Source organism: Nonomuraea sp. LP-02 (assembly GCF_036289125.1).
In the GTDB taxonomy this organism is placed as follows: domain Bacteria; phylum Actinomycetota; class Actinomycetes; order Streptosporangiales; family Streptosporangiaceae; genus Nonomuraea; species Nonomuraea bangladeshensis.
The window spans coordinates 6728376-6740224 of sequence record NZ_JAXCLK010000001.1; the positions used below are offsets into that span (position 1 = coordinate 6728376).

An 11849-nucleotide genomic window follows, 5' to 3' on the forward strand; every position below is an offset into this window, starting at 1 on the left:
CAGCGGATCATTGCGGTGCGCAGTCAGAAGTGGGTAGTGGTCAGGCCGAGCCAGAACCATCCGCCCTCGGGAAGCTGTGGCACCGCGCGGCGTAGGCGGACCGGCCGGGCGAGTGGTCACGGCCGCGCCCGGCCAAGCCGACCGGATCGCCTTCTCCACCAGCCCAGGCGGTACGAGCCCCGGCACCCACAACTGCACCCGAACACCGGCGGCATCGGCCACGTACTCCCAAGCCAGATGAGGCTGGCCGAACAGAAGACGCTTCCAGCGCGGCGCGGTCAGCCCCATCACCTGCGACCACCAGGCAGCCGCGCTACCGGGCTCGACCTGCGGCGGGACCGCGATCTCGACCAGCCGAGCGTTACGCGCGAAGCGCGCGTTGCGCCACCGCCAGAGGACGGCTTCGGCGGTGCTGAGACCGACGGCACCTCCAACCACGGCTCCCCAGAGCGCTGGATCAGAAAGGCCCGGGATCATTCGGCCGGATCCGTTGTGGCGAGCGCATGCTCCGACGCACTGGCGACAGCGACGAAAGCAGCACGATCTCCGGCGCCTCCGCAGACCAGACCCTCACCCTGGCCGGCCGACAGCAGAAAGAGCCGTTCCCCTTCAGTGAGGTCGAAGGCTTCGGCGATCTCGTCGATGGCCTGCGGAGCCTGCCGCAGCAGTACCTGCGTACTGGCGTTGGACACGACAGCCTTGCCGAGGTTGGAGCCGAGCAGATCGGCGGCGTCCTGGGTGACGACGGCGAGGCCGGCCCAGTGCTTGCGGGCGGATTTGGCGAGCCGGTAGAGGAACCTCGCGCCCTCGTTCTCGCGCATGAGCGTCCACGCCTCGTCGACCACGACCAGGCGGCGACGCCGGTCGGCGGGGTTGGACACGCGCCGCCAGATCGCGTCGAGCGCCAGGAGCATCCCGACCGGCCGCGTCTCCTCGGGCAGGTCCCGCAGCGAGAACACGATCAGGTGGCCGTCCGGCCGAGTGGTGGTCGGACCGGCGAACAAGCTCCGGTAGGAACCGGACACGTACGGGGCGAGCCGCCCGGCCAGCTCGGACGCCTCCGACCCGTCAGCGGCCTCCAGCATCGTCACCAGATCGGCGAGCAGCGGCGCAGGACGCTTCCACGTGCGCTGGTCGGAGGTGATGCCCTGGGCCGCGTACGTGGCGATCACCGCCTTGTCCAGTACGGCCTTCGTCGCGGCGGTGAGCGGTTCGCCGAGCATGGTCGCGACCAGGGTCTGGAAGAACATCGCGCGCCGGTCGAGCGCGTCGTCTTCCGCGGAGGCGGGCAAATCGAACGGGTTGAAGCACACGCCTGGCGTGCCAAGACCGAGAACGGTTCCTCCGACGGCGTCCGACAGGCGGCGATACTCGTCCTCGGGATCGACGACACACACCTCGACCTGGTGGAACAGCAGCCGCAGCACCTCCAGCTTGGTGAAGTACGACTTGCCCGCCCCCGACCTGGCGATCGTCACGGAGTTGTAGTTGTGGTGGGCGAACCGGTCCCACAGCACGACGCCAGAGGAGTAGACGTTCAGCCCGAGCAACACCGGCGTCTCGCCAAGCCGTGGCCGCAAATCCGGCGAGGCGAACGGGAACGCCGCCGCGAGCGCCGAGGTGTCAAAGGTCCGGCGGGTCTTCAGCGTGTCCGTAGCGAGCGGAAGCGTGGCCGTCCACCCCTGCATTGCCCGGAACGTCGCCGGATGCGCGTCGAGCAGCAGCGACGCCGCCAGCGCCTTGACGTGCTGAACCTCCGCCTCCAGCTCATCGGCATCCGCGGCATGAACGGTGAGATAGAGGCCGACACGGAACAGGCGTCCGTGCCCTCGGGCGAGGGAGGCGGCCAGCTCCGCGGCGTCGTCGGCCGCGGCCTCGGCCGCGAAGTCCGGCATCCGGGCGCCCGCGGAGGCGGACTCCAGGCGGGCGAGCTGACGGCGAAGACGCTGGGCGGCGATCAGCGGCGGCACCGGCTCGATGTGCAGCGACACATCGAGGTGCCCCGGATAGCCGGTCAGCGGTTCGAGCCAGCCCGCGCCGACCTCTCGCGGGTACCCCGCGATCGCGAACGACGCGCACACCCCGTCCGGGAACTCGACCGAGCGGGCGTTGATCCTCAACGATGATGGGCCGGGCAAGGCGGCGGCGGTACGGGCCAGCTCCTCGCTGTCGCCAGCAGGACGGGTGAACCTCATCGAGTTCCCTCTCCAAGCGTGATCGGTTCATCAGGACGGGCGACCCCGACCGGGTCAGGACGACGAGGCGACAGCGACCGTACGAGCAGATCGCGAGCCTCCTCGGCACCCACAACGGAGGCGTGAACCCCGAGACCGAGCAGAGAACGCACGGTCTCCTCAGCGCGACGCATCACGATCGCCGCCGAGCTGTCCCGCCGAGCCGTACGCCGGGACCTCCGCATCCATCCGGGCGGCTGCTCGGCGTCCTGGTGACGAACGACAACAAGAACATCCCGCGTCAGCAGGTCCCGGGTGGCGCTCAGCTCGCTGAGGAACTCGGCATGCCGACGGGCCGCCTGCTCAAGCGCTGGATCAGCCAGACGCCCTGCCGAACCCTCGATCACGTCGGCGAGATCGGACAGGTCGACCGGACGCGCCTGCAGAAGGATCTGCACGGGAGCGTCCAGCGAGTTCAGCCACCCGGCGAACACCCCGACCAACGCCGCCTGCTCCTCGCCCGTCCGCAGCCCGAACGCCACGGTCCCGGTTCGGACGACGGCCACGGTCCCGCCTTCGGCCAGCTCCATGACGCCGTCCTCGCGAATCGCTCGGACAGGGAGCCGCAACGCACCCGGCAGTCGGCCCCGCACGCGACACCAGGCCGGCGGCGGGAGGACTCCTTCCTCGGTCGTGACGAGCCTGCGGTCCCGCCGCAGGTAGGCGAAGGCGTGGAGGACGAGCCGGTCGAGGCTGAGCCCGTCCCGCCTGCCGAGTGCCAGCGCGGACCCGCAGGCGATCATCGGCAGGAGGATCGCGACGAGGGCCGGGACGGGCAACCGGTCGCCGGCCATGAGGTACACCCAGGCCGCCAGCACCCCGGTGCCGGCCAGGATCGCGGCTTGCCGGACTGTCAGATTCGCGAAGAGCTTGTCCGGCATCTCCACATCGGCTGGGATCTTCGCGACCAGCCGTTCCTTACTTGCTTGGCGCACGACGTACCGTCCTTCTGGGTAGACGAGGCGTTTGAAGCCGCAAGGTGACCTGGGACAGACGCTGCGCCGGCCGACGGGGTGGCCGTGGTGCGGACGGCACGGCACCGTTCGATGGCCGGTCACGGCGGACGATGGGTCGGCGATGCGGTGCCGGCTGCGGAGGAGGCTTGGGCATGGGGTTCCGCGTGCCGCTATCCGGCCTGTGGGGGCGCTCAGGACGTTCATCAGGGGACGAACGATCAACCCGCACGTTCCGATCGCCCGGACGGCCGCTGGCGGCGGCCCCAGGCGGACGACGGGGGTGACGCGGCGCCCCCGAACACGGCCTGCCCGCGTTCGGCCCCCGCCTGCCGGGACCACCGCCCGGACCTCCAGCAGGAGGGCCACTGGGCCCGCCGCCGCCGCCTCTGCTCGGCGGGGTGGGCGGATTCGGCGGCTTTGGACGACGCGCCGCGCGGGCGGCACCGGTGCCCTTACCGAGCAGCATGTTCAGCCCGCGATAGACAACCAGGGACTTCACCAGCCGTGAGAGAGCGCGAGGCTTGCCCGCCTGCCAGATGGTCCGCGCGACCCATCCAGGGATCTTGAGCAGGACGAACAGCAGGCATATGGCCATGAGCAGGTCGGTCATGTCCGCCGTGCTCGGGATCCAGAACGAGTCGTCGTCGGCCGGATTGGCGGAGAACAGCAGCTGCAGCGCCGTGACGAGCACGAGCGACTGGCACGCCTGGATCGCCAGCAGCCCGGCGAAGGCCCGCCACCAAAGCCGGGCGATCCCCTCGGTGACCGGCAGCGCGTGCAGGATCAACGCAAGGGGAGCCGCCACGATCACGACCATGGTGAGCGCGATCCGGACGATGTAGGTGAACAGCACACCGACCGCCAGGACGACCACCACGAGCGCCACGATCGCGAAGAACACGCCCTTGAGGACGATCCCCGCGAGGACCGCCTTCTTGATCGCGTCGAACACCAACTCCGGATCGATCCGGTCAGCACCGTCAGCCAGGAACGCCTGACTCAGCCCGTTCGCCAGAGTGATCCCGTACTTGATCGCGATCAGGCTCAGGTTCGCGGCCAGAAACGCCCACACGAGCCGCGGCAGCAACTCCCGCGCCGAGATCCCACCGGGCATCGCCTGCCCGACCATGAGCATCACGCCCGCGACGGTCACCAGCAGCACGAAGCACGTGTTCGCGACCGTCCGCGACAGCCCCCACAACTGCTTGGCCCGCGCCATCTCGGGGGAGTCCAGCTCCGGCGTCGCCAGCACGGTCGATCCGAGCATCTCGAACACCGGCTTGGTCGCCGATTCCACGAGATGCGTGAACCATTCGTCCACCGCCTGCCGGGTCTTGCACGCCACGTCGATGAAGCCGCAGTCCGACGCCGGCGGCGTCACGGCTGAAGGCGACGGGGTCGGGCTGGGCGTGGCGGAAGGCGTCGGAGTCGGTACGGGTGTCGAAGGCGCGGCAACCGCCGGCCCGCTGAGCATCGCCGAGACGAGCGCCGCCACACAGACAGCCAGCAGAGCGAACAGCCCGAAGACTCGGAGGCGAGCCAGGGCCGCCACCTCAGGCCCCCACGATCCGCTGAAGAAGCTCCACCAGGACCGGAGCGAGCATCGCCACCCCGAACCCGAGCGCCCCGTACCGCAGCGTCTTCTTGGCGGCCTCGACCTCCCCGGGGTCACCGCCGGCCAGGATGTAACGGACCCCGCCGATGGTGAAGAACAGCGTGGCCAGGCCCACCAGCAGCCCGATCACCACGTTCCGCAGGTTGGTGATGACCTGGTCGAGCGAGGCGGATGCCAACTTGGTCATCGCCTCGGCGACCCCTGGCACGGTCAGCGCGGCGACCATGCAACCGGCGGTCCAGAGCGCTGAAGCGACACCACGCCGGACCCAGCTCGTGCCTGCTGGAACCCGAACAACGAACAACGGACAAGGCCGAAACGGCTTCATGACATGGCTCCCCGAGACGTGAGGTCCTGAGCTGGGCCGCCAGCCGTGATCACAAGCCCGGAACGGACCGGGATGGGTGTCCTCCTTTAAAGGACGAGGGACGATGGGCTCGATGGGAACGGGCAACCGCCCCCCAGAACTCCGCCCCGAGCCGTGATCACAGCTGACATGGATGAACCACCGATTCAGCAGGCGAGATTGGAGGCCGGCCCGTCACAGCTGACCGAGACTTGACCCTCCTCGATCGCCCGCGCCAGCCGCGCCTCGGCCGCCCGCCGCCGCTTGTACAGCCGATCCGCCGGCATCCCGAGCCGCCCCGCGTACGCCCGCAACGCCTGCCCCTCCAAGCGCGTCGCATTGATCAGCTTCGCCTCATCCGAGGTGATGACCCGGCACCGGACGGCCTCGGCGAGCACCATGAACGGCTCGGTGTCCAACGCCACGGGCTCGGGTAGGTCAGCGCAGATCTCGATGGAGGCAAGCTCCCGCGCTCGGACCCGAAGCGCGCCCTTCTTCGCCCACAGCAGCAGCCGTGGCAGGATGTTCGGCCGGTCGAGGTCGATCCGACGAAGCTGCGCGACGAAGTACGTCACCATCTCCGAGACGATGTCGTCGACCACGTGCGCGGGGCAGCCGCGCGACGTCCGCGATGCGAGGTTCTTCAGCCCCGGCATCGCCACCCCTACACACCCGATCACCCACGCCGGACCGTCGCACCGTGAACGCCGCACCAGATGCGCCCACACGGCGTCCTTCAGTTCATCTTCGGCCCCTGGTGCGAGTAGCAGCGCCTTCAGTTCGCCCAGCTCGATAGAGCGTTGAGGCACCCCATGCCCGATGAGGCAGCCGTCTACTGAGAGCGGCTCCGGGCCGGTAGTCAGAAGCTTGAACGCCTTGTCGGCTGCGTTCAGGGCGTTCTCGTTGAAGCTGGTCGAGGTCGTGCTGTTGCCTTGGAGATTGCTGGCCATGGTGTCTCCCGCTGAGGCCGCCGGATCGGTCGGTCCAGGTCTCGGCCACCAGTTGGGGAAGTTCCAGAGTGTTGAGGGCAGACGTGTGGACACCACGAAGCCGCCCAGCCGTGCCCATCGCCCTTCTGACCAGGGAGGATGCAGAGGCCCCGAAGCCGTGCGCAAGATTCGCGTCAAGCCTGCAAAGACCAGCCGACCCTGCTGCTCAGGGCTGCCGACAACGAGCTGTCAAAGCATTCACCAAGCCGTCGGCTTGTGCGCTGTCGGTACTACTTGATCCCAACCCTCAGGCTCCTGTACGGCGACAGGGCTCCGAAGGCCGGCGTGCTTGAGGTCACCGTCGGACGAGCTGGCCGAGTTCGAGCTGGATGAAGCCCTGTTCAGGGCGCAGAACGGCGTACGCGAGGAAGACAGTGGCAAGGATCTGGGGCGCCAACGCGCGTATCCATGGGAACCGGCCCTGGTACCCGTAGAACACTGCGAGGCGCGGAGCGGGACTGATCTGGCGCCAAGTCCTGAGCTCGATGGCGAAGCCGACGATCGTGAGAATCGCCCACACGAATAGCGAGCGCTGTAGTGCCCACCATGATGGTCCTTGCCCGAGAGCCCAGTCTGGCAGGACCTGGGCAAGGACCCCCGCTCCATAGGCGAGTACGAGAGGCAGCGCCTTCCAAGGGCTGATTCGCCCCGGCAGTTCGCGCCAAAGAAGTCCGAGAACAAAACCCACGACGAACCACAGGACCAACTCGCCAAGGATCGAGCCCGTGATCGTAATGACGGCGAGTGCCCAGCCGTCATCGAGGTCTCCTCGCTGGGAAGAAATATCCAGCCAAGTGAACCAACCGGACGGTAACAGGCCAAGCATCAGTGCGACCCGTCCTCCGAAGATCGCGTTACGTCCCGCGTCGGCGTACGGACCGTAGGCCCGGACGTTTTCGTATCGACCAGATGTCGTCTTCTGTAGGTCCATGAGAGCTTGACGGCCGGCTCGCACCACCGTCGCATGCTCGGGCTGCGGTCGGCGCAGTACCACCCATCTCCGCGCCTCCCGCAAGGTGATGGACAGGACGGGTGCTGCCACGAGGACGCTCAGCGGGAGCCACAAGCCTGCAACGTAGATTTCCCATGCCAGGGTTGAGACGCAGAAGATCCAGATCACGGCGCGACGGTCAGACGCGTCGAGGTCGGGCTCGGCCAGAGCCGCTCGCTTGCGTAGCACGGCGGCCAGCGCGATGATCGGCAGGACCCACAGGACATCGTCGAGCGCGTTCGCCAACTCCCAGGGGAACCAGGTGATAGGGCCGCTGAGTGTCGTCCACGCGGCCTCGAAGTTCGCCACGCTGGAGTTGTCGTACAGGTTCATGATCCGGATTGCGGCGTACCAGCAGAGGACCACGACGGAAAGCGCTGTGCCGATGAAAATCACCGAAACAGCGGGGCGACCGCGCCACCTCGGTGCCCGAGTGGCGGTGAGTAGGGCGCTGGCCAGTCCTGTGACCGCCATCCACGTGCTAATCACCATTAGGGCGAGCAACGGCACCGTTTTCACCGTAAGTGATTCAGATTCCGGCTGATCGTGAAGCACGATGACACAGGTCACTGTGATAGAGCACAACACTGAGACGACCGTGGGCGAGAGCCGTCCCGTCACCGCTACCAGGGCTGTGAATACTGTGTAGGTCAAGATCTCGCTGAGCCAGTATTTCGAGCCCGCATTCATCGACTGGAGGAGCCTTAACTCGCTGGTCAAGCTGTCGACCACGATGAGCAGCGTGAGTAGCAGGGCGAGGTCGAGGTAGGACCTCACTCTGCTTTGGTCGACTGGCTCAGGTGTCGGCACACATGTTCTTCGCCGTTCTTGGCGTCGGGGGATTGCGATGTATCCCCATGCCAGGACGGCGATACCGCAGAGCTGATAGGAGACCCAGTCGATGAGTGTGTACGGCGGCTTGCCGGACTGTGCCACCAGACGCGCTCGCCCATCCGGATGCACCGTGATGTCCATGTGCCCCCATGCGTCCAGCTTCCAGGCGGCGCGCCATGCGTCGGCCTGGGCTGGAGGCGGGGTGCTTTCTCCTCGCCACCCGGCCGGGAGGATCACCTCGACGTCCTGCTGCTGGCCAACGCCTGGGCCCTGAGACATCTCGAGGTTAAGACGCCAAGTGCTGCCGTTAGGCATCACGGACCAGGGACCGATGTGACCCCTGACTGCATCGGAGACGTCAGCCTTGACGGTCTCGGTCACCTGGACCTGCCCATTGCCGGCCGTCACCGTAACGTCCCTCGCCGAGACGGGATTTGCCTCCCTCGGTAGCAGGCAGTGGATGGCCTGCTGGAAGCTCGCGGTGTGCCGATGCCCGAGCAGTGCGCCTGTCAGGGCCCATGAATGGGGCAATTCCAGCTTCACCATGCTGACGAAGTCCGGCATGTCTTGACGTTCCGCTCGAAGCGTGAGCTTCACCGAAGCACGTGCTCCTGGGGCTGGTATCGGCTCGCACGCCTCCTGGGGCGGAGCGCCAGTTGAACTGATCCGGCCCAAGACCAACGCGGTGGGGACGATGATGAGTACCGCGAACAGTACGGCCAAGAGAGTCGTTCCTGCAGGGCGGAACACCCGGGTACGGCGTGGGCTTGAGTGCAGGGTCCTTCGCCCGATCCAGGCCCACAGGCCGTGCGTTAGAAGCACCGCCGAGGCCAGTAGGATCGCAATCCGCCGCGTGGCGTCGTCCGACCGAACCCATGCCGGAATCGGCGGCCGAAGATCTAACGACAGCAGAACGAGGGGCGTTACCGCGAGCGCAACGATTAATTGCCGCAGGACAAATCCCCACACGCGACGCCGCAGAGAACGCTCTGTAGACATACGCGTGGCGGCGACTGCGTCTGGCTGACTTGGCATTTCCACGCTGTGGTTCCCCTCTCGACGGGCGACAGCGGTTGATCTTAAGACTCTGGTCACCCACCGACGGGTGATCTCCAAGGTGTGCGAACCTACACACTCCATCGCGTAAGTGAGGGTGGGCGCTTCTGCCAGATGGAGCTGAGTCGGATGGCCATGGGTCACTTCTCGCTGGAATCGACGGCTCCAAGGGAGCGCGAGGCCGCAAACCCAGCGGTACGTCGCAGCTCCAGAGGTGATCGGAATCCGTCCGCTCCTGTCGCCCAACGCAGCCCTACCTCGGCGCCAGGGTGTTGTACCTAGGGCACCAGGATTGCTTTGGTGGCTGTCGCCGTAGTGCTCGCCTACGGCCACACTCGGAGGATGGACCCCGCCGGCAACCAGTACGCTTTCGTGATCCAGACAAGGGACAGCTTCGACAGAAGCTGGGCTTGGGTCCTCGACCACGAAGCCGCCGACGATGCGGTGGCGGGAAGCGGTGTAGAGGACGACGCGTCAGGAAGCCCGCTCAGCTTCGGCTGCGCAATTTTCGAGGCCTACTTGGATCAGCTCGTCGCCACCGCTCCAGGAGCGGTGGATTACTACCTGTTTGAGGACGAAGGTGACACCGAGTGGCGGATCTTGGTCTGGGATGTGCCTGGTACTGAATACAGCTGGTACAGCACCGTGCCGCCGCCTGGCGACCCTCTCCGCCGTGGGTACGCGCGGGCTATGGCCGCCGAGCGTATCGAACCTCAATCAATAAGCACATGGCTCGGGAGCGAGGTGCGCAGGCGGCTCCACGACAAGCAGAGAGCCGCACAGAAGGATGATGGGACCGGGCTTGGAGCAGTGCCCTGACGACCCCGCGGTTTCCAATCAGCGCCAATCAGCTGGTGTTTCAGTGCATGGGAACGGGTGGCCGCCACGGGTCATCGTAGATGAGCAAGAATGACGGACCGCGGTCGATGAGGTCGCGGAGGGCCGAGAGGCGGTTGGTGCCGCTCTCGGTGTGGCTCTGTTCCGACACCGCGTCCAGAGAGCCCAAGGCGAAGGACCGGCTGCGCGTTGCCGAGCAGGTATGCGAGCGACATCGCCAGGCTGTGGGGCGGGAGTTGGCGCGGCATTTGATCGGTGCCTGCACCCGACCGGGCGGGGTCGTCGCGGATGTCTTCACGACGAGTGAGACGGTTCTCGTCGCGGCGGCGGATATGGGGCGGTTGGGCGTCGGGTGTGTTCCGCGTCTGCCGGTCGCGCAGCATCTCGTCGGCCGACTGCGGCAGGATCTCGCGGCGGATCAGCGGGCTGCGGTGAGGTTGCGTCCGCATGGGCCGCATGCGCTTCGGGAAGCGCTGCTCGGCCTCGAAGGCCGGGTTGAGTTGCTGATCGCGGCTCTTCCTCCGTACCCGGAGTTCGGACGGTCGGCCGGTTCGGCGGAGCGCTTCTGTCCCACATGCCGAGTGGAGCAGTCGACGGTCGAGGTGACGCAGTTGGACCGGTTCTTGGAGGATGCGCGGCACGTTCTAGCGCCGGATGGCTACTTGGCGATGATCACAACCGCTCGGTATGAGCACGGCAGACTGGTGGACCAGGCACCGAGGATCATCCAGCGCGCGGCACGGGCCGGGTTGACCTATCTTCAGCACGTCATCGCGTTGCGAGTTCCAATCGAAGGCGATGCGCTCGTCGTTCAGCCTAGCCCGGCGGAGTTGGCGCAGCTTCGCCGTGCCCAGTCGGCGGAGTTGCCGCCGGTGGTATCGGTGCATGCCGACGTGTGCCTGTTCGCTCGCTCTGGCGGGGGTGCTCGGTGAGCGAGAGTGTGGTGCCGTCGGTGCTGGCCACGGGGCAGTTGCAGTCGCGTGTTCAGCGCCAGGGTCGGTACGTCGCGGAGTCGATGAGGCATCCGGGCAAGATGCTCCCGTCGATCGCCTCCCGGGTCATCTCCGCGTTCACTGAGCCGGGGGACCTGGTGGTGGATCCGATGTGCGGGATCGGGACCACCTTGGTGGAGGCGGTGCATCTAGGGCGGCACGCCGCGGGGATGGAGTACGAGGCGGACTTCGCGGGCCTTACGGCTGCGAACGTTCAGCATGCTCGCTCTCAGGGCGCAACAGGCTTCGCCAGGGTGAGCTGTGGAGACGCACGGAACATCTCGACGGTGTTCGCAGACCTACGCGTTATGGCCGCGTTGGTGCTGACGTCTCCGCCCTACGGAGAGCGGACGCACGGTCATGTCCGGTGCGGAAGTCGCGAAGGTGGCGGGCCGGTGGAGAAGTCGAACCACCGGTACTCCACCGACAAGGGCAATCTCGCCCACCAGAGGCTGCCCCAGCTGATGGAGGGGTTCGGGCAGATCCTGGCCGAATGTAGGGAACTGCTGCGGCCCGGTGGAGTGGTCGCGATCACGGTCCGACCGATCCGTGTCAACGGGCGGCTCGTTGACATTCCTGGCCAGGTGATCGAGGCCGCGGAGGCGGCTGGCCTGATGCTCACGCATCGCCTGGTGGCGTTGCTGTGCGGGCTGCGTGACGGGGGGCTGGTGAATCGGGCGTCGTTCTTCCAGATGTTGGAGACCTGGAGGGGCCGGGAGAAGGGACAGCCGGTGTGCGCCGCGGCCCATGAGGATCTTCTCGTTCTGCGCAAGGAGGGGGACCAGGATTGAGGGCCGCGTTCTCCGGCAGCACGGTCGGGTGCGAGCGATGCACGTGTTCATTGTCCACAGGCCGTGTGCAGCCGTCAGTCGCTGGACGGAGCACTGGACGGGTGGGGAGCCGTGTCCAGGCGGTGATTGACATCGGTCGTCGAGGCGAGCGGTCATGTAGCGCTGCCGGGGGCGGGCGGGCCCGTAGGGCCCGACCCGGTCGGTGGTG

General features: G+C 67.1%; 9 protein-coding genes. 3 read left to right on the plus strand and 6 right to left on the minus strand.

Translation table 11 applies throughout. The annotated features are described in order from the left end of the window. Positions 1-473: 473 nt before the first annotated feature. The 6 genes from SMD20_RS31690 to SMD20_RS31715 all read right to left on the minus strand — a co-directional run bounded on the left by SMD20_RS31690 (position 474) and on the right by SMD20_RS31715 (position 9105). Positions 474-2195, minus strand: a complete 1722-nt coding sequence (locus tag SMD20_RS31690) for a VirB4 family type IV secretion system protein (RefSeq protein ID WP_329588381.1) — start codon at positions 2193-2195, stop codon at positions 474-476. Next, positions 2192-3169, minus strand: a complete 978-nt coding sequence (locus tag SMD20_RS31695) for a PrgI family mobile element protein (protein ID WP_329588383.1) — start codon at positions 3167-3169, stop codon at positions 2192-2194. The genes SMD20_RS31690 and SMD20_RS31695 overlap by 4 nt, the downstream gene beginning before the upstream one ends. After that, positions 3153-4742, minus strand: coding sequence for a hypothetical protein (locus SMD20_RS31700; RefSeq protein WP_329588385.1), 1590 nt, complete (start codon positions 4740-4742; stop codon positions 3153-3155). The genes SMD20_RS31695 and SMD20_RS31700 overlap by 17 nt, the downstream gene beginning before the upstream one ends. A gap of 1 nt (position 4743) precedes the next feature. Continuing rightward, positions 4744-4992 carry a pilin gene (locus SMD20_RS31705; RefSeq protein ID WP_329588386.1) on the minus strand — a complete coding sequence of 83 codons (249 nt, stop codon included), beginning with the start codon at positions 4990-4992 and terminating at the stop codon, positions 4744-4746. A gap of 326 nt (positions 4993-5318) precedes the next feature. Beyond that, positions 5319-6101 carry a hypothetical protein gene (locus tag SMD20_RS31710; protein WP_329588388.1) on the minus strand — a complete coding sequence of 261 codons (783 nt, stop codon included), beginning with the start codon at positions 6099-6101 and terminating at the stop codon, positions 5319-5321. Between the two features lie 334 nt (positions 6102-6435). Further along, positions 6436-9105, minus strand: coding sequence for a DUF6185 family protein (locus SMD20_RS31715; RefSeq protein ID WP_329592737.1), 2670 nt, complete (start codon positions 9103-9105; stop codon positions 6436-6438). A gap of 216 nt (positions 9106-9321) precedes the next feature. Here SMD20_RS31715 and SMD20_RS31720 point away from each other — a divergent pair, with 216 nt between their 5' ends. The 3 genes from SMD20_RS31720 to SMD20_RS31730 all read left to right on the plus strand — a co-directional run bounded on the left by SMD20_RS31720 (position 9322) and on the right by SMD20_RS31730 (position 11641). Continuing rightward, positions 9322-9840: a hypothetical protein gene (locus SMD20_RS31720; protein ID WP_329588390.1), complete on the plus strand. Its 519-nt coding sequence runs from the start codon at positions 9322-9324 to the stop codon at positions 9838-9840. A gap of 80 nt (positions 9841-9920) precedes the next feature. Then, a complete protein-coding gene (locus SMD20_RS31725) occupies positions 9921-10790 on the plus strand; it encodes a DNA methyltransferase (RefSeq protein ID WP_329588392.1) in 870 nt (289 codons plus the stop codon). Further along, on the plus strand, positions 10787-11641 hold the full coding sequence (locus SMD20_RS31730; protein ID WP_329588393.1) for a TRM11 family SAM-dependent methyltransferase: 855 nt from the start codon (positions 10787-10789) through the stop codon (positions 11639-11641). The genes SMD20_RS31725 and SMD20_RS31730 overlap by 4 nt, the downstream gene beginning before the upstream one ends. Positions 11642-11849: the final 208 nt, after the last annotated feature.